Source organism: Duganella flavida (assembly GCF_009857445.1).
Taxonomy (GTDB): Bacteria; Pseudomonadota; Gammaproteobacteria; order Burkholderiales; family Burkholderiaceae_D; genus Rugamonas; species Rugamonas flavida.
Window position 1 is genome coordinate 144624 of sequence record NZ_WWCN01000016.1, and the last position, 20018, is coordinate 164641.

Sequence of the window (20018 nt, forward strand, 5' to 3'; positions counted from 1 at the left end):
GTTAGCTGATCGCGTGGACAGCTGCATCAACAGCGGCTCGACAGGCGAAGGTTCTCACGACTTCGCGCGCGCTCGGCGTATCGTTAAAACGGATGAATTTTCATCCGTTTTTCGTTTGCGCCCTAGCCAAAAAAGCGCGCACTTCGTGCTGTACACCCGTCTGAACCAACTGCCGCATGCGCGGCTGGGCGTCGTGGTGGCCAAGCGCTTTGCGCCGCGTGCCGTCACCCGCAATACGATCAAGCGTGTCACCCGCGAACTGTTCCGCGTGACCGGCCTGCCCGCCATCGATTGCGTGGTGCGCCTGGCCAGGCCGGTCAACAGCAAGGATGGACCTGCCACCACTGCAAAGCTGAAAGCAGCCTTGCGGGTGGAACTGGCACGCCTGTTCGCGGCGCAAGCCAAATTGTCCGCCAGGCAGGCCTTGCCTTCAGCGCCGCCGCCTCCATCTGGGGCGCCATGAAAACCGTGCTCCGCTTCCTGCTGCGCTTTTATCAACTGGCTATCAGCCCGATGATGACGCCGAGCTGCCGTTTTCATCCGAGCTGCTCGAACTATGCGCTGGAAGCGCTGCAAGTGCACGGCGCCGCCAAAGGCAGCCTGCTGGCCGTCAAGCGCGTGTGCCGCTGCCATCCGTGGAATGCAGGCGGACATGATCCGGTCCCGGCCAAATCGAATTCCTCTACAACCGCTTGCGGTTGCAACCACTCCTGACTGAAATAATGGATATCAATAAACGTACCATCTTGTGGATCGTGTTTGCGGTGTCGCTGTTTGTTCTGTGGAACAACTGGCAGATCTCCAACGGCCATCCATCGATGTTTGCGCCGCAGCCGGCGCAGACGGCCAAGGGGCCTGAAGCGAAGAAATCCGACGTGCCGGCCGCCGCTGTTGCTGGCGCCGCCGCTGCCGTGCCGGGAGCTGGTGCAGCCGCTGCAGATGCCGCGCCGTTCAAGGCCGAGCGCATCACCATCACCACCGACGTGGTACGCGCCGATATCGATACCCAGGGCGGTGTGATCCGTCGCCTGGAACTGTTGAAGTACAAAGAAAACAGCCACCCAGGCTGGTTCGGCGGCTGCTTCGGCCTGTTCAAGTTCTGCCAGCCTGGCGACCAGAGCCAGAACGTGGTGCTGTTCGACGTGGATGCTGGCACCGGCAAGACCTATCTGGCCCGCACTGGCCTGATCGGTGCTGGCGCTCCGAACCACAACACCGGTTTCGTGGCCAAGCCTGGTCCGCGCATGCTGACCGACGGCAACCAGGTCCAACTGGTGCTGGAAGCGGAGTCGGGTGGCGTCAAGCTGACCAAGACCTTCACCTTCAAGCGCGGCGACTACGTGGTCGATGTGCGCCATGACGTGACCAACACCGGCACCGTGCCTGTGTCGCCGCAGCTGTACCTGCAGCTGGCGCACGACGGCAACAAGCCGGCCGGCGATTCCTTCTTCAACAGCAGCTACACCGGTCCTACCCTGTACACCGATGAAAAGCACTACGAAAAGCTGAAGTTCGAAACGCTGGAAAAAGAAGCGCAGGAAGCCGTCAAGACTGGCAAGCCGATGCTGCAAGACCACGCCACCAAAGCCGACAACGGCTGGATCGCGATTTCGCAGCACTTCTTCGTGTCCGCTTTTGTGCCGCAGCCTAAGCTGATGCATGAGATCGAAACCACCAAGATCGACACCAACGTCTACGGCATCAGCATCAAGCAGCCGCTGGGCACCATCGCGCCGGGCGCGACTGTGACCAACGACGCCAAGCTGTTCTCCGGCCCGCAAGAAAACGCGCTGCTGGAACCCGTGTCGCCAGGCTTCGTGCTGGTGCGCGACTACGGCTGGCTGGCCATGATCGCCAAGCCGATGTTCTGGGTGATCGAGCACATCCACGGCGTGCTGGGCAACTGGGGCTGGACGATTATCGCCTTCACCATCCTGATCAAGCTGCTGTTTTTCCCGCTGTCCGCTGCTGGCTACCGCAGCATGGCCAAGGTCAAGCTGGTGACGCCGAAGATGCAAGCTATCCGCGAGCGCTACAAAGGCGATCCGGCCAAGATGAACCAGGCCACGATGGAGCTGTACAAAGCCGAGAAGATCAATCCACTGGGCGGCTGCCTGCCGATCCTGGTGCAGATGCCGGTCTTCATCTCGCTGTACTACGTGTTGCAGTCGGCAGTCGAAATCCGCGGCGCGCCGTGGATGGGCTGGATTACCGACCTGGCACAGCATGACCCGTATGCCATCCTGCCGGTGCTGTACGCGATTTCGATGTTCATCACCACCAAGCTGAATCCGGCGCCGGCCGATCCGATGCAAGCGAAGATGATGTTGTTCATGCCGTTGATGTTCTCGGTCATGTTCTTCTTCTTCCCGTCCGGCCTGGTGCTGTACTGGGTAGTGAACAACGTACTGTCGATTGCGCAGCAGTACGTGATCTCCAAGAAATTTGGCGCTGTAGAGCCCGTTAAGGCCTAACGCTGAAAAGCCCGCGCTGGTCGCGGGCTTTTTTTATTGAATACAATTCGTCCTATGAATATCGACTCTTCCCCTATCGCCGCCATCGCCACCGCACCAGGACGCGGCGGCATTGGCGTGGTACGCGCCTCCGGCAAAAACCTGCAACCGCTGATCGCGTCGCTGTTCGGCGGCACCGCCTTGCAACCGCGCCACGCTACCTACATCCCGTTCAAGCAAGCGGATGGCAGCGTGATTGACCAGGGCATCGCCATCTGGTTCAAGGGCCCGCATTCGTACACCGGGGAAGACGTGCTGGAACTGCAGGGCCACGGCGGCCCTATCGTGCTGCAGATGCTGCTGGCGCGGGTGCTGGAAGCGGGCGCTGACAGTGGCTTGCGCCTGGCCGAGCCGGGCGAATTCACGCGCCGCGCCTACCTCAACGACAAGCTGGACCTGGCGCAGGCCGAGGCGGTGGCCGACTTGATCGATGCCTCGACCGAAGCGGCGGCCAAGTCGGCGTCGCAATCGCTGGCGGGCGCGTTCTCGAAAACCGTGAACACGCTGGTCGGCAACGTCACCAATCTGCGCATGCTGGTGGAAGCCACGCTGGACTTCCCGGAAGAGGAAATCGACTTCCTGGAAAAGTCCGACGCGCGCGGCCAGTTGAAGGGCATTGTCTACGCATTGGAGCAAGTCTTCAAGCAGGCGGCGCAGGGCGCCTTGCTGCGCGAAGGTTTGAACGTGGTGCTGGTGGGGCAGCCGAACGTCGGCAAGTCGTCGCTGCTGAATGCGCTGGCGGGGAATGACGTGGCCATCGTCACGCCGATCGCCGGCACCACGCGCGACAAGGTGACCGAGACCATCCAGATTGAAGGCATCCCGCTCAATATCATCGACACCGCCGGCATCCGCGCGCCGGAAGAGGCGGCCGATGTGGTGGAGCGCATCGGCATCGAGCGTACCTGGAATGAGGTGGGCAAGGCCGATGTGATCCTGCACCTGCTGGATGCGGATCACGGCCCATCGCGTTCGGACGAAGGCATCATGGAGGCTTTCCCGCAAGGCGTGCCAGTGCTGCGCATCTGGAACAAGATTGACCTGTCGGGCCACAAAGCGGCGGTGGACCAGATGGAGGATGCAACGCACATCTACCTGTCCGCACACGAGCACATCGGGATTGATTTGCTGCGCCAGGAACTGCTGCGTATCGCCGGCTGGCAGCAGACCGGCGAGTCGCTCTACCTCGCGCGCGAACGCCACCTGATCGCCCTGAAAAACGCCGGCGCACACCTGGTGCGCGCCGGCGAACACGCCGCCCAAAACGATCAGTCGCTGGACCTGTTTGCCGAAGAACTGCGGCTGGCGCAGGTGCAGCTGTCGAGCATCACCGGCGCCTTCTCTTCAGACGACCTGCTGGGTGTCATCTTCAGCCGCTTCTGTATCGGCAAGTAATCGTTGTGAAACTTCGGGGTCAGTTCTGCCAATCGTACACGAGCTCATGTACCAGTGGCAGAACTGACCCCGAATTTTTAGTACGGCGAGCCGGTAACTTCTAGCTTGAGTTGCCACAGCGCGCCGGCGCCGGTGATGTAGAGCGTCTTGCCGTCGGCGCCGCCGAATGCGGCGTTGGTGACGTTGGCATCCACCTTGATCGTGGCGATCTGCTTGCCCGCCGGCGTGAATACGCGCAGGCGACGGTCGGTGTGCTCGGTCACGTAGATGTTGCCATGGCAGTCGACCGCCATGCCGTCCGGGATGCCCAGCTTGTTTACCAGATCTTTACCCTGCTGCGGCACGCCTTTCACGATCGGGTACGCGCGCAGCACGCCGTACTCGCCCACCATGCCGTTCACGTACAGCACGTCACCTTTCGGCGACAACGAGACGCCGTTGGGATTTTGCAGCGTGTCATCCACCACCGTTACCTTGCCGTCGGTCGCCACGCGGTACACGCGGGTCTTGTCTTGTCCGCCTGGCGCAGCATCGCGCTGGAAGTCGGGATCGGTGAAGTACAAGGTACCATCCGCCGCCAGCGCCATGTCGTTCGGCGAGTTGAAGACGTTGCCGTTGAACTGGCCGACGATGTCGCTGCGCTTGCCGTCCAGCGTGTAGCGCGAGACCGATTTGTATTTGTGCGTCGCTGCGATCAGGTTGCCTTTGCCATCCGTCGCCAGGCCGTTGCTGCCGCTATCTTCAATCGCGGTGCTGACCTTGCCGCTGGCGTCCAGCTTGAGAATGCGCGATGGGAAGCCCGGCCCGAATGTGAAGTCGGAGAAGTACAGCGCATCTTTGATCCACACCGGGCCTTCGTACAAGCCTGGCTCGCTGCGGGTGCTGTTGGCGGCGGCGATGCGCGTCGCCGTCAGTTCGCCGGATGGCGCTTTGCCGTTGCAGACACCGGTTGCGGATTGGGCCAGCGGCGCGGCCAGCATGGCCGCAAGGATCAAGGTACTGCGTAACTTCATGCTGCATTCTCCTGTTGGTGACGATAGACGATGACGCAATCGCGTCCGGCTTTCTTGGCGGCGTACAGGCAGCTGTCGGCGGCGGCCAGCATGGCGGCGCCTTCGTTCAGCTGGTCCTTGTCGAAGGTCGCCACGCCGATGCTCATGGTAACGTGCGGCCGCGTCGCCGCCGGCGCGTGGGTGATGTTCAGTGAAGCGATCTTGGCGCGGATGGCTTCCGCGTGCTGTGCTGCCTGCTCGCAGCTGGTGTCGGGCAGCACGGCTGCAAATTCTTCACCGCCGTAGCGCGCCGCCAGGTCGGCCGGGCGCTGCAGCATGGAAGCGAAGGCTTCCGCCACCAAGGTCAGGCAGGCGTCGCCCTGCTGGTGGCCGAAGTGGTCGTTGTAGGCTTTGAAGGAATCGATGTCCATCAGCAGCAACGATAGCTGGCCATCGTTACGCTGGGCGCGCCGCAGTTCGCGGTCCAGCGCCACATCGAAGTGGCGGCGGTTGGCGATGCCGGTCAGGCCGTCCACATACGATTGCGCGCGCAGTGCTTCGGCCTGGCTGCGCAACTGGCGCTCGCGGCCGACGATGGCGCTGATGTCGCTGACTTCGATCAGGCAAAAGCGCTCCTTGCCTTCGTTGAACGGCGTCACCGACACCGCTTGTTCAACGCGCTCGCCGCCCCAGCTACCAGCCGGGTACAGCGGGAACGGTGACGGGTTCAGCGCCGGCGATAAGGTCTGCGGCAGATTGCTCTGCATCGCACTCAGCACCGCCTGCTCCAGCCGCTGTCCGCGCAGCTCGCCGTACAGGTCGAACAGATCCTGCCCCAGTACCCGGTGCGACGACTTGCCGGAGCGGCTGGCCATCCACTGGTTCCACATGACGATGTGCATATCGGCATCGATGACGATCAAGCCCAGCTGGGCCAGTCCGAGCACGCGCGCGGGCAGTTGGTGCGGTACAGGTGCGGATTCAGTCATGCGTGCTTTCCTGAAGGGAATTGAAAACGTGTCCAGATTATAAAGGCAGCCACGCGCCTTGCTGCACTATCGTTTCCCGCTTTTTCATTGAAAAATATTTCCTCATCTTTTGCCGCAGCGAGCGTCACGTTTATCCTGCTATTATTGTTCGTCGCAAACGGATGTGCCGTTTCAGGCAACCGTTGAGAAATCTCATACTTGCGGCAATTCCGCTGAAGTAACCTTGCAACTGAGCAGTGCTTGGCCTGAGAGGAGGAGATCGTGGAACCGATACAAGAGAGTGTCCCGGACGACGGCGGCGGCATGCCACCGCCTGCCGCTGCGACGCCCGTGCCGCAGGTACGGACGCGCCAGATGCTGCCGCCCAAAGGGGCCTGCTGGTATTGTGAAAAGCCGCTCGATAATGTGCGCCGTTTCTGCGACAAAGAATGCGCCGACGCGTTTGACGAAGAGAAGGAATATACCCGCTAGTCCGCCCGGGCCATCGCTGCCTGCAAGGTCGCCAGCGCCGCTTCAAAATCAAACTGGTGCGCCGCTTCCGTCACTTCCTGAAATACTTCCACTCCCAGGCTTGCCGCCAGCACGGTAGCTGATTGCTCCAGCACGTCGATCGCCGCGCCATCGCCTTCGTCCAGCAAGCGCGTCAGCAACAGCAACAGCATGCGGGTTTCCGGCAAATGCGCCGCTGCGCCGTCGCTATCGGCATGGGCCGCCAGCATGTGTTGCGGATCGCCATCGAGCAGTTCATCGATGGTCGTGATCAGGCTGCGCAGCGACTGTTCCAGCTGCGCCAGCGGCGCCGACCAATCCTGCGCGGGTCCCAGGCACAGCGGCTCCAGCTGCGTCGCCAGCAAATACACTTGCTGCGCACCGATCATGCCGGCTGCGCCCTTGAGGGTGTGGATGATGCGCTGGCCTTGCACGGCATCGCCGCCAGCCAGTGCGCTGCGCGCATCACAGCCGCTGTCCGGATAACGCTGGCGGAAGCGGCGCAGGATTTGCAGGTAGAGGTCGCGATCGCCCATCAGCTGCTGCAAGCCGGTTTCCACTTGCAGGATATGGCCTTCGCCGAGGGCAGAGGGGCTGGATGTCATCATAGCCACTACGATAGCAGACCCGGCTTCAAGTCACAGTTAAATTCGTACAACACCTACGGCTTTTATTTGGTGCTGAACGACCAGTTGCGCGTGACGTCCACGCCACCTATCGTGCCGCTGAAGCTGACGTCGTAGGTGGTGGCGCCCAGCAGTGGCGCCAGCGGCACGATGGCGGCTGCGCTGCTGGTCTCGCTGGTGCCGCTGGCTGCGCTCAGCAAGCGCGTGCTGAGCGCCATGCCGCCGCGCGGCGCCACCGTAAAACTTTTCACCACCACGGTATTGCCGTGGTCGGCGTGCACGCTGACTGGGTAGCCGACCTCGTTCTGGTTGGGCACGGGATCGGGCGACTCGCTATCACTGAAGAAGTTGGTCGGCACATTGCTTTGGTTGTTGATGGGGTAGACGACGAAGCGTCCCGCACCCAATCCGCTGAGGCTATTCACCGCCGCAAAGTCGGCCGTGAAGTAGGTATAGCTGCCAGTGATGGTGGCCGCGCCGGTGCCGATGTCCTTGAACACCGGTTCGAAGATCACGAAGCGATGGTAGATCGCCGCGATCAGTTCCTCGGCCTGATAGAAGCCGGAAGTATTGGTGGTGGCGGAGATCACTTCGCCAGCCGAGTAGGAGCCGGTCAGCGCATAGCCGGCAGCTGCCAGGCGGTTGGTCAGCGCCACGCCGGTAAAGCCGGGTTGCCCCGGTGTCTGTTCATGGGTGATGACGCGGTTCAGGCGCTGGTAGTCGGAGTGGCCCTGCGCCGCCGCATCCAGCTGGCTGTTGCGGGTAAGCGTGGCCAGCCCGGCCTGTGCGCGCCGGTAGTTGATCCAGTTGTAGCCATCGGTGGCGGTGTTGCCGGTGAGCGCAGGCGCGCCCGGCTCCTGCGTAATGGGCGTGGACGTTGTGGGGCCGGTGACGGCCGTGGAGCTGCTGCCACCGCCGCAAGCGGCTAGTGTTGCAGCTAAGGTCGCAGCTAAGACGACGGCCAGCAGCGCCGCCAAGAAGATTCGCCATTTTTCCATGATGAATAAATTCTAAGCCCGATTTCAAAACCGCCGCACGCGTTACACATGTTAAGCTTGCCGTTTATTTTTGGATGCACCCGTTTTGAAGCCTTTACACCACCCGCGCATGCAGCGCGCCAAGTTTGCCCTGCCCAGCATGGTCACCCTGATGTCGATTGCCTGCGGCTTCGGCAGCATCGTCATCTCGGTCGACAACGCGCTGATCGGCTCAGCGCACGACTATCGCCTGGCGGCTGTGCTACTGGTGCTGGCCGGCGTGTTCGACGCGTTGGATGGCATGGTGGCGCGCGCCACCAACACCCAGTCCGACTTCGGCATGCAACTGGATTCGATTGCGGACGTGATGAACTTTGGCTGCGCGCCGGGCTTGCTGCTGTATTGCTGGGGCTTCCAGCAACTGGGCCTCGATCATCCGACTCTGCTGCGCCTGGGCGGCATGGCCAGCTTCTTTTTCGTCGCGTGCGGTGCGCTGCGGCTGGCGCGCTTCAATGTGAATGTGGGCCGCACCGATCCGCGCTACTTTGTCGGCATGCCGATCACGGCAGGTGCAGCGTGCGTGGCGGCGGTGGTGGTGGCGTGGCCGGACCCGGCGGCGTCGGTGCTGCAGGGCATCCTGATCGTGCTGCTGCTGTTCGTGGTCGGTACGCTGATGGTGTCGACCGTGCGCTTCCCGAGTTCCAAGCAAAAGAAAAGCTGGGCCGCGCTGGTGGTTTTGCTGATTAATCTCGGCTTGCTAGTGTGGCTGCAGGCCGCGTACTTCGTGCTGTTCTTTGCGTTCTACATCGCGCTCACGCTGGCGCTGAATGCGGCATGGAAGACCGGCTGGACGGGTGTCGCCCCGCCGGTCATCTACACTGACGATTAAGCTACTTCGTGGCCGCGGGCCGCGCGCAGGATCTCAAACCACTGGCTGCGGCTCAGGCTGAACTGAGTCGCTTCCACTGCTTCCTTCACCGCTGCAATGCGGCCTGAACCGGTCAACGGCACCGGACGGCTCGGCAGCTGCATAATCCACGCAAACACCACCGCGCCGAACGGGCGCTGCAGCTCATCGGCCACTTTCTGGATCGCCGCACGCACGCGCACGCCGGTGGCGTCGTCGCTGCTGAACAGGCGGCCGCCGCCCAGTGGCGACCAGATCATCGGCGCCACAACCAGGTCTTGCAGGCCGTCGAAGGTTTCGTCGAACATCGGCGCCACGTACAGCGGCGAGAATTCCACCTGGTTGGTCGCCAGCGGAATGCGGCGGTTCAGGCTTTCAAATTGATGGCGGGTGAAGTTGGACACGCCGAAGTGCTTGACCTTGCCATCCTTCTTCAACTGCTGGAAGGCGCCAGCGATTTCATCAAAATTCATCAGCGGATCCGGACGGTGGATCAGCAGCAGGTCGAGGTGGTCGGTGCCCAGCTGGCGCAGCGAATTCTCGGCCGAGGCGATGATGTGGCTGGCGCTGGTGTCGTAGTGCTGGATGGTGTGTTCCGGACGCGCCCCGTTCACCAGCTTGATGCCGCACTTGCTGATGAGCTGCATTTTGTCGCGCAGCGAAGGCTGCAACGCCAGCGCCTCGCCGAAGGTGGCTTCGACGCCGTAGCCGCCGTAGATATCGGCGTGGTCGAAGCTGGTCACGCCCATGGCCAGCGCCTGCTCGATCCACTCGACGCGCTGCTGTGGCGTCAGGTTCCATTCATTCATGCGCCACATCCCGGCCACGATGCGTGACAGCGTCAGGCCGCCTTGGTAGGTCACGAGGGAAGGGCAGGTGAGGTCGGTCATGGGCATACTTTCCAAGTTAAGTGAGAGGCAAGAATTATAGTATGATCGAAGCGTACGACAGACCGAACAGGGGGATGAAGTGGGATTTTTATCGTTTCTGAAATCGAAGCCGGAACCAGCCGTCACGCCAGCCAGCGCGCCGGCTGCCGCATCGCCTCCTCCGCCTGCGCCGGCCCCCGACGCTGCCGCCATCGTCACCCGCGCCGAGATCGTCGACGAACGCCATCGCCTGTGCGGCTACCGTTTCAATGCACCGCTGCCGGAGCAGGCCATGCTCGAAGCGCTGGTGGCGGCCCATGTGCCGGACTTTGCACAAAGGCGCGTGGCGCTGGTGCCGGTCACGATGGATGCGGTGGTGTTCAACCGCCATCTGCCGCTGGTTGCTCCCAACACCGTATTCCTGCTGGACCGCAAGGTCGCCAACCTGCCAGTCGACCAGATTGCCGGCCGCATCTCGGCGCTGCGCGCATCTGGCTCCAAGGTGGCGCTGCGCGGCGTATCGCTGGAGGCGGACGACGCCCAGCTGCTGGCCGTGTGTGACGTGGTGCTGCTGCACCTGCAAGAACACACGCTGGCGGAATTCCAGACCCTGTCCAAGCAGCTGCGCCTGCGCTATCCCGACCTGAAACTGGTGGTGGACGGCGTCGAGTCGTGGGATGAGCAGCGCATGTGCCTGTCATGGGGCGCGAATTACTTCATGGGCCATTTCCTGACCACCAGCGACAAGGTGGATCCGGACGCCAAGATCGACCAGAGCCGCATGACTTCGATCGAGCTGCTCAACCTGCTGCGCACCGATGCCGAACTGCCGGCCATGATCGAAGTGGCCAAGCGCGATCCGGGCATGACCTACCAGGTGCTGCAATGGGCTAACGCGCCAAGCAATGGCCAGGCCACCAAGGTCACCAGCTTGCAGCAAGCCTTCATGGTGTTGGGCCGCAACCAGCTGTATCGCGGCCTGACGGTGTCGATGTTCCGCCTCGGCGGCGGCGCCACCAAGGAGCGCGACGAATCACTGCTGGAAGTGGCGCTGACGCGCGCACGCTTCCTGGAAACCTGCAGCACGCTGCCGCAGTCCAAGCGCGATGAATTGTTCCTGGTCGGCTTGCTGTCGCTGTTCGATGTACTGCTGGGGGTGCCGATGGCCAAGCTGGTGGACAAAATGCATCTGTCGGACGACATCCGCAATGTGCTGCTGGGCAGCGAGGGCGTTTACAGCCCGTACTTGATGATGGTGTTACTGTTGGAGCGGGACAAGGTCGACCGCGCGCTGGCCATTGCTGAAACGCTGGAGGTGGATATCGACGGCCTGCCGCAAGTGGGACAGGCCGCCTTCCACTGGGCGCAGGAATCGATGCAGCAGACCGGCGCCGATTCGTAATGCCCCCACTGGGGGCATTACTTACTTCAGCCAGAGACGGATAGAGTCCCAGGCGCGGCCGAAGATCGAGGCTTGTTCCACGGTCTCCAGCGCCACCACTGGCAGTTCCAGCATAGGCTTGCCGTCCACCACCATCTTCAGGGTGCCGACGCGGCTGTTCTCGGCCAGCGGTGCGACCAGCGGGTCCTTGCGTTCCAGCGCTGGTTTCATCTTGGCAGCCACACCCTTCGGCACGGTCACCATCACGTCTTGCGCGAAGCCGATCTTGACGGCGCTCTTCGAGCCTTTCCAGATTTCCGGCGTGGCGATCGGCTGGCCTTTCGAGTACAGCTTGACCGTGTCGAAGTTCTGGAAGCCCCAGTTCAGCAGCTTCTGGCTTTCCTGCGTACGTACCTGATCCGACGAGGTGCCCAGCACCACCGAGATCAGGCGGCGCTCGCCGCTGCCGTTGGGACGCTTGGCCGAGGCGATCATGCAGAAGCCGGCTGCTTCGGTGTGGCCGGTTTTCATGCCATCCACGGTCGGGTCCAGCCACAGCAGGCGGTTGCGGTTCGGCTGGGTGATCTTGTTGTAGGTGAAGGTCTTCACCGAATCAATCTTGTAGAACTCCGGGAAGTCCTTGATCACGTGCTGCGCCAGTTGCGAGAGGTCTTGCGCGGTCGAATAGTTTTCCGGCGACGGCAGGCCGTGCGGATTGGCGAAGTGGGTCGAGGTCAGGCCCAGGCGCTGGGCTTCCTTGTTCATCAGCACCACGAAGGCGGAGTCGTCGCCGGCAACGGCTTCGGCCAGCGCGACAGCGGCATCGTTACCCGACTGGACCATCAGGCCGTACAGCAGATCGTTGATGCTGACCGGGGTGGCTGGGTCGATGAACATCTTCGAGCTGCTCGAATCGACTTTCCATGCCTTGGTCGAGACGTTGACCATCTGGTTCAGCTGGATCTTCTTGTCGCGCAGGGCGCCGAAGGTCACATACGCCGTCATGATCTTGGTCAGCGAGGCTGGCTCGATGCGGGCGTTCGGATCCTGCGAGGCGATGATCTGGCCGCTGGTGGCGTCCAGCAGCAGCCAGGATTTGGCGGCGATGTTCGGCGCTGGCAGCGTTTGCGCCACGGCCGAGGTCATCAACATCACACTGGTGGCCAGTGCCGCGATAATTTTCTTCATGAGATCTGGGGGTAAAAGTTAAAAGCCCGATGATTATAGTTGCTTAGTCGGCATTTGCGGTGTCCGTTTCAGCCTCGGTTAAGCCGCCACGGCCCCACAGCTGCGTGACCCAGCTCTTGATGTGGCCGAGCTTGCGGTGGAAGAAGTGGTCGGCGCCGGGGATGACGATCACTGGAATATCTTGTGGGCGCAGCCAGTCCAGTACGTCGATCAGCGGAATGGTTTCGTCGTGCTCGCCGTGGATCAGGATGGTGTCCGCCGGGATGTCGGCCATCTGCCATTTCTTGGCGGCGGCGCCGACCAGCACCAGGCGCTCGGCCGGTTTGCCGGCGGCAGCAATGCGCTGCGCCAGATGGGTCTGTACATAGGTGCCGAAGGAGAAGCCCGACAGCGCCACCGGCAAGTCTGGGAATTTCTCGGTCATCCATGCATGCAGGATGGCCATGTCGTCGGTTTCGCCCTGGCCGTGGTCGTGCACGCCCTCGGATTTGCCGACGCCGCGGAAGTTAATCCGTGCCACGACGTAGCCAAGGTTGACGAAGGTGCGCATCAGGGTGACGGCCACCTTGTTGTCCATGGTGCCGCCGTACAGCGGATGCGGGTGCGCTACCAGTGCCACGCCGCGCGGAGCAGCATCGTCCGCTGGGAAATCGAGTACGCCTTCCATCAGGCCGGCGCCGCCGGCCAGGGTAAATTTTTCGCTCTTGTTCATAGGCCTTAGATTTTCAGACGTTCCACAACTTTGCCGCCAACCAGATGGGTGTCGATGATTTCATCGATGTCGCTGGTGTCGACGTAGGTGTACCAGGTGCCTTCCGGGTAGACCACCATCACCGGGCCTTCTTCGCAACGGTCGAGGCAGCCGGCCTGGTTGATGCGGACCTTGCCCGCGCCATTCAGGTTGAGTTCCTTGCAACGCTTTTTGGCGTGCTTTTGGGCGGTTTCCGCGCCGTGGTCGCCGCAGCTGTTGCGGCCGTCGTCACGCTTGTTCATGCAGAAGAAGACGTGGTGTTTGAAGTATTGGGGATCGCTCATGGCCGTGCCTCTTTATAGTCGTAGCCGCTATGATACCTTGGCGGCGTTTAGCTTGTGGGACGGCAGCCAGAGGAACCAGACCGCAAAGAATGGCCACATCAGCGACAGGAACTGGGCGGCGCCGTTGAAATTCAGAAATTTTCCCTGTACCCATGTTTGCAAAGTAGCCACGAAATACGGGTTGGCTGGGGTGGTGTTGATGATGACCAGTCCCAGTAGCAGGGTGGTGACGGCCAGCCGCCGCTGCGCCACGTGTGGCGCGTAGGCCAGGCCGGCCAGCATGATGGCGCCGATCAGGAAGCCGCCCTGCGCCCCCGGCGTGATCCAGACGAAGGCATTCTCCGGTGCAAACAGCAGGGCCGAGGCCAGTGCTTTCACCAAGATCGAGGCGGCGATCATGGCCGCCACCAGCAGGCCGCGCGGCGATGGCTTGCGCAGCAGGCACAGCAAGGTCAGGCCAGCGCCGACCATGCCGCAGGCGGTGATGATGGTTTCGGACAGCCAGTACTGCTCGACGGTCAGGTCCACGTCCGCGCGGATCAGGCTGGCGAGGTCGATGTCCATGTCCAGCAGCTGCGACAGCCAGTCCGACAAAATCGGCAGCAGCTGGCCGAGGCCGTACAGGAAGTTTTGCGGATAGATTTGTGCCAGCGGCCACAGGGCCAGTAGCACCAGCCCCTGGCTGGCGTGTGGTGCGAACCATTCCTGGCGCAGGCGCTGCAGCTCGCTCTGGTCGAGCAGGCGGCGCACTGTCAGCACGCCGATCAGGCCACCAATCGCGCAGCCGACGGCATTGGTATAGAAGTCGAGATTGGACGAGACGCGGCTCGGTAAATAGGTTTGCACCGCCTCCATGGTGCCGGACACCAGCAGACCGGCGGCAGCGGCAATCAGCAGCGCCCAGATGCCTTTGATGCGCGGGTACAGCGCGTACACAATCAGGGTGCCGAGCGGGATGTAGCCGATGACGTTGATGATGGCGTCGAACTTGGTCCAGTAGCGCGGCATGCTGGTCGTCTCAAGGAAGATCAGCGGCGACAGGCCCTGGTTGTGCCAGCCGGAGAAGGGGAACCAGCTGGCGTAGATAATCAGGAACAGGTAAGCCAGCAGCGCCGCCCGCGTCAGCGGCGAGGTTTTGCTGACTGGTGCGAGTGCCGGCCGGGCGGGCGCCGGTTCCACCTGCTGCGACATGTTTTCCGTCATTTGGACGGCGGCAGTGCCGCCAGCCAGTTCAGCATCTCGGCGGCGACGGCGTCGCTGGCTTCGGCCAGTGCGCGCGCGCCGCCGGCGGCATCGGCGCTCGGCGCCGCGATGCTGCTGCTGAAGGTTTTCTGATCCACCAGCTGGTGGTTGCGGAACACCGATGCGCGCAAACTCAATACGCCCTGGCTGCTGGTGGCCGTATCAAAATTCTGCGCGAAATCCTCTACCTCCATGCGCAGCACCGTGGTGCTGGCGGCAGCATCGGTGGTCGACAGCACTTTCATGCCAGCCTGCGCGAAGCGCGCACGCATGCGCTGCGTGAGCAGCTGCGCCGGCGTGCTGGCCCACTGGTTGTAAGCGTAAGGCCGCTGCTGGCGCGCATCCGCATACAGCAAGCGATAATGCATGCGCTCCGTATCCAGCGCCGCCGGGCCACTGACATCGGCCACGATAATTGCGCCGATCTTGCTGGCGCTGGATGGCGCCGTGGCGGTTGCCGGCAGCGGGCCGAAATCGTAGTTGGCAGTAGTCTGGCCCTTGCTGGCGCAGGCGCCGAGTGCCAGCGCCATCGCAGCGATGCTCATGGTGTTGCGGATGGTGGTCATCATCATCTCGTCATTCCTTATTTAAAGCCTTCTTCACCAGGGCCGGGTGGCGTGCCGGGCGCACCGAAGATCAGGCTTTGCGGACGGTCGTTAATCTTGTTCATGGTCTTGCGCAGCGCGCGCATGGAAGCACGCGTGTCGTCGGACAGCGAATTCACTTGCGGCAGCGTGTCCAGCTCAATACCGCCGGCCACCGCATCCACCGAACCGCCGATGCGCTCCACCGTGTTGGTGATGCGGTCAATCGGGCCACCCTTGGCTTGCAGATTGGTGGTCAGCTTGTTCACATCGTTGGCCAGCGCGGTGACGGAGTTCAGTGTCTTCTGCGTCTGGTCGGCCAATGCCGGCAGCTTGTCGATGGTTGGCTGCAGTTTTTCCGGCAGTTCGCGGTACTTCTGCGCGGTCTCGCTGACATCGGAAAACGCGCCGAGGATGACTTTCTGGTTCTCTGGATTGAGCAGCGTGTTGAGGCGGCGCGTGACTTCCTCGGTCTGCGTCAGGATCTCTTTGCCGCGCTTTTCAATCTGGTCGAACAAGCCGGAACGCAGCGGAATGCGCGCCGGCCGGTCGCTATTCGACGGCAGCAGCGGCGAGCCAACCTTGTCGTCATCCAGCGCGATGAAGGCGATGCCGGTCACACCTTGATAACCGAGGCCCGCAAAGGTGGTGGTGGTAATCGGCGCATCAGTGTTGATGTTGAGCGTGACGAGAATCTGCCCGGCCACCTTGGGATCGAAAGCGATGCCGCCTACGCGGCCCACTTCCAGCCCGCGATAGCGGATCGGCGCTTGCGGATTCAGGCCGGGGACTGCTTGCGCAGTGGCGATCACGTAGGGCACACGCTCGACGCGGTCGCGGTTGAACCAAAGGCCGTACAGGATCGCCGCTATCAGCAGCGTGATCGTGAAGAAGCCAGTAGTAAGGGCATGGGATCGGTTTTCCATCAGTGCTCCGTTGATGTTTTTTCTTCCAGCGCTTCCAATGCGCGGCGGCCACGGTCACCGAGGAAGAACTCCTTGATGAACGGATGATCGACAGTCAGCAGATCGCACAGCGGCCCCAGTGCGATCACGTGTTTTTCCGCCAGCACGGCGATGCGGGTGGACAGCGCGAACAAGGTATCCAGGTCGTGCGTGACCATCACCACCGTTAAACCAAGTTCACGGTGCAGTGATTTAATCAGCGCCACAAAAGCTTCCGACAAATCGGGATCGAGACCGGCGGTGGGTTCGTCGAGGAACAGCAGCTTGGGCTCCAGCGCCAACGCGCGCGCCAGCGCCACGCGCTTGACCATGCCACCCGACAGGTCGGACGGCATCTTGTTGGCATGCTCAGGACCTAGGCCGACCATATTCATCTTCAGCAGCACGGCGTCGTGCACCAGTTCTTCCGGCAGCACGTGCAGTTCGCGCATCGGCTGGGCGATGTTCTCGAACACCGTCAGCGCCGAATATAGCGCACCTTGCTGGAACAGCATGCCCCAGTGATTGCGCAGTTGCTGTAATTGGTCGGAATCGATCTCGCTGATGTCTTCACCGAACACGCGCACGCAGCCGCGCGCCGGACGCTCAAGTCCCAGCATCTGCCGCAGTAGCGTGGTCTTGCCGGTGCCGGAGCCGCCGACGATGGACATGATTTCGCCCTGTTCGATGTCGAGATTCAAATCCTGATGCACCACGGTGCGGCCGTACTTGGTCCACAGGCCGGTGATCTCCACCACCGGCACGCTGCCATCGAGCCGCAATTCGCCGTTATCGTATTCGCTCATAAGGAGAACCCCACGCCGCTAAACACAATCGCGAACACCGCATCGGCCAGGATCACGGCCGTAATCGCCGTCACCACCGAGGTGGTGGTGCCGCGTCCGAGGCTCTCGGTATTCGGCTTGATGCGCAGGCCGAAGTGGCAGGACACCAGCGCAATCAGCATGCCGAACACCACGCCTTTGCCCAGGCCAATCATGTAGTTCGCCAGCGGTACGGCTTCCGGTAGCTTGAGCAGGAAGTACTGCGGCGACAAATTCAATTCCACTTTGGCCGAGACCATGCCGCCCATCAGCGCGATGGTGTCGGTCCAGATCACCAGCAACGGCATGGCGATGGCCAGTGCCAGCACCTTCGGCATAATCAGCCGGAAGCCGTGGGAGATGCCCATCACCAGCATGGCATCCAGTTCCTCGGTCACGCGCATCACGCCCAGCTGCGCGGTGATGGAAGAGCCGGAGCGGCCGGCCACCAGAATCGCCGCCAACAGCGGCCCCAGTTCGCGGATGATGCTCATGCCGAGCAGGTTGACTAAAAAGATATCGCCGCCGAAGTTGCGCAGCTGTTGTGCCGACAAATAGGAGAACACCACGCCGATCAGGAAGCCCACCAGCGCGGTGATGCCCAGCGCCTGGAAGCCAGCATGGTAAATATTGGCGGAGATTTCCTTCCACGGCCCGCGCAGCGGATGGCGCGCGAACCGCCAGCTATCCTGCACCACTTGGCCGATCAATCGCAGCAGGCCAGCCAGGTGTTCGAAGAACAGCATCATGGCAAAGCCCAGCTTCATCACCAGCGTCAGGCGGTTCTGGCGTGAGCGCGGCAGCTCCAGCGTGCCGGTGGTTTCGAGTCGGTTGAAGAATTCTTCCTGCTCCGGCGCCAGTTGAAGATTGGCCGGACGGGCCTTGCCCCACGCGTTCCAGAATAATTGGGCGCCGATGTGGTCCATGCTGTCGATGGCCGACAGGTCCCATTTCAGCTGGTCGCCCTTGAGCGACTTGAGAAAGGTGGTGATGGTGGTCATCGCCTTGCCCTGCGCCAGCGCGTGCACTTGCCATGTGCCGGTAGCAGCGACGGCGCCGGCATTGAGGGTGAGGGTAGGCTCTTGGGCGGTAGGCATGCCTCAAGTTTAAGGGAGTTTGGCCCCGGCCGCTACCAGAGCGTACACCGGGACTCCTTTAGGCAGATCTATGGTCAGGCAGCGAGGCGGCGCGCCTGGCGTTTCGGCGCCGGTGTCTCGGCCGGCTTGGGCTTGGCGCCGCCGCTGTAATCGCTGGCCAGCAGGGCCTCGGCGTCATCCTTGGCCATGCCTTGTGTTTGCAGGTAGCGCGATACCATCGCCACCAGGCGTTCCAGCGCGATGCGGTGGGTGGCGTCGGTGTTCGCGTACAGCCAGTCGGCGAAGGCCATGAAGCGCTGGAATGGCGCGTCGCCCAGCAGCACCGGTAGCGTGTGGCCAAAGCGGCCGGAGTTGGCCACCAGGTCCCAGTAGCGGGCAAAGCGCACCAGCCGCTGCATGGTCGGGAAGTCGATATCCTTGTTGGCCAGGATGGTGTACGGCGCGTACGGGTCGTACACCATGCCGAATTCCTGCGTGTGGCGGATAATCGGCGTGCCGCGCAGGCGCTTCAGGATGCCGAGCTGGATCTCGTGCGGCTCCAGCGCCCACAGTTTGTTGAAGCCTTCGGCAAAGCTCTCCACCGTTTCACCCGGCAGGCCGGCGATCAGGTCGACGTGCATGTGCGCGTGCGATTGCTTGGTCAGCCAGCGGATATTGTCGGCGGCCTTCTGGTTGTCCTGCTTGCGGCTGACCAGCGTTTGCACTTCGGGATTGAAGCTCTGGATGCCAATCTCGAATTGCAGCGCGCCCGGTGGGAACTTGGCGATGCCTTCTTTTAGTGCATCCGGCAGGTGGTCGGGCACCAGCTCGAAGTGGGCGTAGATTGGATCGTCCGGGTTGGCCTCGATTTTATCGAGGAAGAACTGCATGATCTTCAGGCTAGTCTTGATATTCAGGTTGAAGGTGCGGTCGACAAACTTGAACAGGCGCGCGCCGCGCTGGTACAGCGACTCCATCTCCGCCAGGAAGGTATCGAGCGCGAACGGCCACGCCGTCTTGTCCAGCGCCGACAGGCAGAATTCGCACTTGAACGGGCAGCCGCGCGAGGCCTCTACATAGAGAGTGCGGTTCTTGATGTCGTCATCGCTATATAAGGAGTAGGGCAGCTTGATCTCGGCCATCGGCGGCTGGACGCCGGCGTGCACCTTCATCAGCGGCTTCGGACCGTTCAGAATCTCGCCGCACAGCTTAGGGAAGGTCACATCGCCCCAGCCGGTAATTACATAGTCGGCCAGCTTGACGATCTCCTGCTCATTGGTCTCGTGCGAAACTTCCGGGCCGCCCAGCACCACCACCACTTGCGGCGCCACGCGCTTGAGCATGGCCACCACCTTGGCGGTTTCCTCGACGTTCCATATATAGATGCCGAAGCCGACGATCTTCGGCGAGTACGACAGGATGCGTTCAACGATCTCGGTCGCCTTGGCGCCGATAACAAATTCCTGCAGGCGCGTTTGCTCCTGCAGCTCGCCCATATTGGCTAGCAAATAGCGCAGACCCAGGGAGGCGTGCGTATAGCGGGCGTTAAGCGTGGTAAGTAAGATAGACATCCGCATATTTTACCCTTGTCAGCAGGGCGGGCCACTGCTATAGTTCTGTCCCTCGCACAACAACGCATGCAAATGCAGAGTGAAACGAGAAAAAGAAGAGCTTGACGAGATGTACGAAACGCCTCATAATCTTGCCTCTTCGCTGATGAACAAAACGCTTCTTCAGCTGCAACACAGAATGATCTTTAAAAAATTACAGTCGATAAATGTGGGCGTTTGATGCTGCAACAAAAAGCATTAAATGCTCTACAAGAAATAATACAGTAGTAATACTGTCAGTATTTTGAGTGAGCGAACCAGTGACCAGCAGTGGTCACAAACAGAGATTAAACTAAAGAGTTTGATCCTGGCTCAGATTGAACGCTGGCGGCATGCCTTACACATGCAAGTCGAACGGCAGCACGGAGCTTGCTCTG

Annotated in this window: 21 protein-coding genes and 1 rRNA gene; 8 read left to right on the forward strand and 14 right to left on the reverse strand. The window is 61.7% G+C overall.

Going from position 1 to position 20018, the window contains the following annotated elements:
• Nucleotides 1-25 precede the first annotated feature (25 nt).
• Genes rnpA through mnmE form a run of 4 tightly spaced genes read left to right on the forward strand, consistent with a single transcriptional unit; the run spans nt 26 to nt 3908 of the window.
• Nucleotides 26-463, forward strand: a complete 438-nt coding sequence (rnpA, locus tag GTP46_RS23005; RefSeq protein ID WP_161008984.1) for a ribonuclease P protein component — start codon at nt 26-28, stop codon at nt 461-463.
• The gene (gene yidD / locus GTP46_RS23010) at nt 460-714 is read left to right on the forward strand and encodes a membrane protein insertion efficiency factor YidD (protein WP_161008960.1); all 255 of its coding nucleotides are present in this window, start codon (nt 460-462) and stop codon (nt 712-714) included. Before rnpA ends, yidD begins: the two co-directional genes overlap by 4 nt.
• 8 nt (nt 715-722) lie before the next feature.
• Nucleotides 723-2474, forward strand: a complete 1752-nt coding sequence (gene yidC, locus GTP46_RS23015) for a membrane protein insertase YidC (RefSeq protein ID WP_161008961.1) — start codon at nt 723-725, stop codon at nt 2472-2474.
• Between the two features lie 54 nt (nt 2475-2528).
• Nucleotides 2529-3908: a tRNA uridine-5-carboxymethylaminomethyl(34) synthesis GTPase MnmE gene (gene mnmE / locus GTP46_RS23020; RefSeq protein WP_161008962.1), complete on the forward strand. Its 1380-nt coding sequence runs from the start codon at nt 2529-2531 to the stop codon at nt 3906-3908.
• A gap of 77 nt (nt 3909-3985) precedes the next feature.
• On the opposite strand, the gene GTP46_RS23025 is transcribed toward mnmE, so the two are convergent.
• Entirely contained in the window at nt 3986-4921 is a 936-nt protein-coding gene (locus GTP46_RS23025; protein ID WP_161008963.1) for an SMP-30/gluconolactonase/LRE family protein, read from the reverse strand.
• Complete coding sequence (locus GTP46_RS23030) at nt 4918-5889, reverse strand: sensor domain-containing diguanylate cyclase (protein ID WP_161008964.1); 972 nt, start codon at nt 5887-5889, stop codon at nt 4918-4920. Before GTP46_RS23030 ends, GTP46_RS23025 begins: the two co-directional genes overlap by 4 nt.
• Before the next feature lie 261 nt (nt 5890-6150).
• Between GTP46_RS23030 and GTP46_RS23035 the strand changes: the two genes are divergently transcribed.
• On the forward strand, nt 6151-6360 hold the full coding sequence (locus GTP46_RS23035; RefSeq protein ID WP_161008965.1) for a hypothetical protein: 210 nt from the start codon (nt 6151-6153) through the stop codon (nt 6358-6360).
• On the opposite strand, the gene GTP46_RS23040 is transcribed toward GTP46_RS23035, so the two are convergent.
• A complete protein-coding gene (locus GTP46_RS23040; RefSeq protein WP_161008966.1) occupies nt 6357-6986 on the reverse strand; it encodes an Hpt domain-containing protein in 630 nt (209 codons plus the stop codon). The two genes, GTP46_RS23035 and GTP46_RS23040, sit on opposite strands and share 4 nt — an antisense overlap.
• Nucleotides 6987-7048: 62 nt before the next feature.
• Nucleotides 7049-8002 carry a CAP domain-containing protein gene (locus tag GTP46_RS23045; RefSeq protein WP_161008967.1) on the reverse strand — a complete coding sequence of 318 codons (954 nt, stop codon included), beginning with the start codon at nt 8000-8002 and terminating at the stop codon, nt 7049-7051.
• 109 nt (nt 8003-8111) lie between these two features.
• Between GTP46_RS23045 and pssA the strand changes: the two genes are divergently transcribed.
• On the forward strand, nt 8112-8870 hold the full coding sequence (gene pssA / locus GTP46_RS23050; RefSeq protein ID WP_161008985.1) for a CDP-diacylglycerol--serine O-phosphatidyltransferase: 759 nt from the start codon (nt 8112-8114) through the stop codon (nt 8868-8870).
• On the opposite strand, the gene GTP46_RS23055 is transcribed toward pssA, so the two are convergent.
• Nucleotides 8867-9784, reverse strand: coding sequence for an aldo/keto reductase (locus GTP46_RS23055; RefSeq protein WP_202414404.1), 918 nt, complete (start codon nt 9782-9784; stop codon nt 8867-8869). The genes pssA and GTP46_RS23055 overlap by 4 nt on opposite strands.
• A 73-nt stretch (nt 9785-9857) precedes the next feature.
• On the opposite strand from GTP46_RS23055, the gene GTP46_RS23060 reads away from it, so the two are divergent.
• Nucleotides 9858-11159 carry an EAL and HDOD domain-containing protein gene (locus GTP46_RS23060; protein ID WP_161008969.1) on the forward strand — a complete coding sequence of 434 codons (1302 nt, stop codon included), beginning with the start codon at nt 9858-9860 and terminating at the stop codon, nt 11157-11159.
• Nucleotides 11160-11180: 21 nt separating this feature from the next.
• Here GTP46_RS23060 and GTP46_RS23065 read toward each other — a convergent pair whose 3' ends face one another.
• The 9 genes from GTP46_RS23065 to GTP46_RS23105 form a co-directional block, all read right to left on the reverse strand.
• Nucleotides 11181-12326 (reverse strand): D-alanyl-D-alanine carboxypeptidase family protein, encoded by a 1146-nt coding sequence (locus GTP46_RS23065; RefSeq protein ID WP_161008970.1) that lies wholly within the window; start codon nt 12324-12326, stop codon nt 11181-11183.
• A gap of 43 nt (nt 12327-12369) precedes the next feature.
• Nucleotides 12370-13038: an alpha/beta hydrolase gene (locus GTP46_RS23070; protein WP_161008971.1), complete on the reverse strand. Its 669-nt coding sequence runs from the start codon at nt 13036-13038 to the stop codon at nt 12370-12372.
• Between the two features lie 5 nt (nt 13039-13043).
• The gene (locus GTP46_RS23075) at nt 13044-13361 is read right to left on the reverse strand and encodes a (2Fe-2S) ferredoxin domain-containing protein (protein WP_161008972.1); all 318 of its coding nucleotides are present in this window, start codon (nt 13359-13361) and stop codon (nt 13044-13046) included.
• Nucleotides 13362-13388: 27 nt separating this feature from the next.
• Nucleotides 13389-14564 carry a VanZ family protein gene (locus tag GTP46_RS23080; protein ID WP_371869730.1) on the reverse strand — a complete coding sequence of 392 codons (1176 nt, stop codon included), beginning with the start codon at nt 14562-14564 and terminating at the stop codon, nt 13389-13391.
• A complete protein-coding gene (locus GTP46_RS23085; RefSeq protein ID WP_308495443.1) occupies nt 14561-15175 on the reverse strand; it encodes an ABC-type transport auxiliary lipoprotein family protein in 615 nt (204 codons plus the stop codon). Before GTP46_RS23085 ends, GTP46_RS23080 begins: the two co-directional genes overlap by 4 nt.
• Nucleotides 15176-15186: 11 nt before the next feature.
• A complete protein-coding gene (locus GTP46_RS23090; protein ID WP_161008973.1) occupies nt 15187-16113 on the reverse strand; it encodes an MlaD family protein in 927 nt (308 codons plus the stop codon).
• Nucleotides 16113-16937 (reverse strand): ABC transporter ATP-binding protein, encoded by an 825-nt coding sequence (locus GTP46_RS23095; protein WP_161008974.1) that lies wholly within the window; start codon nt 16935-16937, stop codon nt 16113-16115. Before GTP46_RS23095 ends, GTP46_RS23090 begins: the two co-directional genes overlap by 1 nt.
• Entirely contained in the window at nt 16934-18052 is a 1119-nt protein-coding gene (locus GTP46_RS23100) for an MlaE family ABC transporter permease (RefSeq protein WP_161008975.1), read from the reverse strand. Before GTP46_RS23100 ends, GTP46_RS23095 begins: the two co-directional genes overlap by 4 nt.
• A gap of 74 nt (nt 18053-18126) precedes the next feature.
• Nucleotides 18127-19602 carry a B12-binding domain-containing radical SAM protein gene (locus GTP46_RS23105; protein WP_161008976.1) on the reverse strand — a complete coding sequence of 492 codons (1476 nt, stop codon included), beginning with the start codon at nt 19600-19602 and terminating at the stop codon, nt 18127-18129.
• A 328-nt stretch (nt 19603-19930) separates the two neighbouring features.
• Here GTP46_RS23105 and GTP46_RS23110 point away from each other — a divergent pair.
• Nucleotides 19931-20018, forward strand: a 16S ribosomal RNA gene (locus tag GTP46_RS23110); the annotation flags it as partial.

Coding starts and splice junctions, on each gene's coding strand:
- GTP46_RS23095 (WP_161008974.1), bottom strand. CDS start 16,937: ATGAGCGAATACGATAACGGCGAATTGCGGCTCGATGGCAGCGTGCCG.
- yidD (WP_161008960.1), top strand. CDS start 460: ATGAAAACCGTGCTCCGCTTCCTGCTGCGCTTTTATCAACTGGCTATC.
- yidC (WP_161008961.1), top strand. CDS start 723: ATGGATATCAATAAACGTACCATCTTGTGGATCGTGTTTGCGGTGTCG.
- GTP46_RS23100 (WP_161008975.1), bottom strand. CDS start 18,052: ATGCCTACCGCCCAAGAGCCTACCCTCACCCTCAATGCCGGCGCCGTC.
- mnmE (WP_161008962.1), top strand. CDS start 2,529: ATGAATATCGACTCTTCCCCTATCGCCGCCATCGCCACCGCACCAGGA.
- pssA (WP_161008985.1), top strand. CDS start 8,112: ATGCAGCGCGCCAAGTTTGCCCTGCCCAGCATGGTCACCCTGATGTCG.
- GTP46_RS23085 (WP_308495443.1), bottom strand. CDS start 15,175: ATGATGATGACCACCATCCGCAACACCATGAGCATCGCTGCGATGGCG.
- GTP46_RS23080 (WP_371869730.1), bottom strand. CDS start 14,564: ATGACGGAAAACATGTCGCAGCAGGTGGAACCGGCGCCCGCCCGGCCG.
- GTP46_RS23075 (WP_161008972.1), bottom strand. CDS start 13,361: ATGAGCGATCCCCAATACTTCAAACACCACGTCTTCTTCTGCATGAAC.
- GTP46_RS23030 (WP_161008964.1), bottom strand. CDS start 5,889: ATGACTGAATCCGCACCTGTACCGCACCAACTGCCCGCGCGCGTGCTC.
- GTP46_RS23090 (WP_161008973.1), bottom strand. CDS start 16,113: ATGGAAAACCGATCCCATGCCCTTACTACTGGCTTCTTCACGATCACG.
- GTP46_RS23055 (WP_202414404.1), bottom strand. CDS start 9,784: ATGCCCATGACCGACCTCACCTGCCCTTCCCTCGTGACCTACCAAGGC.
- GTP46_RS23040 (WP_161008966.1), bottom strand. CDS start 6,986: ATGATGACATCCAGCCCCTCTGCCCTCGGCGAAGGCCATATCCTGCAA.
- GTP46_RS23105 (WP_161008976.1), bottom strand. CDS start 19,602: ATGTCTATCTTACTTACCACGCTTAACGCCCGCTATACGCACGCCTCC.
- GTP46_RS23065 (WP_161008970.1), bottom strand. CDS start 12,326: ATGAAGAAAATTATCGCGGCACTGGCCACCAGTGTGATGTTGATGACC.
- GTP46_RS23070 (WP_161008971.1), bottom strand. CDS start 13,038: ATGAACAAGAGCGAAAAATTTACCCTGGCCGGCGGCGCCGGCCTGATG.
- GTP46_RS23045 (WP_161008967.1), bottom strand. CDS start 8,002: ATGGAAAAATGGCGAATCTTCTTGGCGGCGCTGCTGGCCGTCGTCTTA.
- GTP46_RS23025 (WP_161008963.1), bottom strand. CDS start 4,921: ATGAAGTTACGCAGTACCTTGATCCTTGCGGCCATGCTGGCCGCGCCG.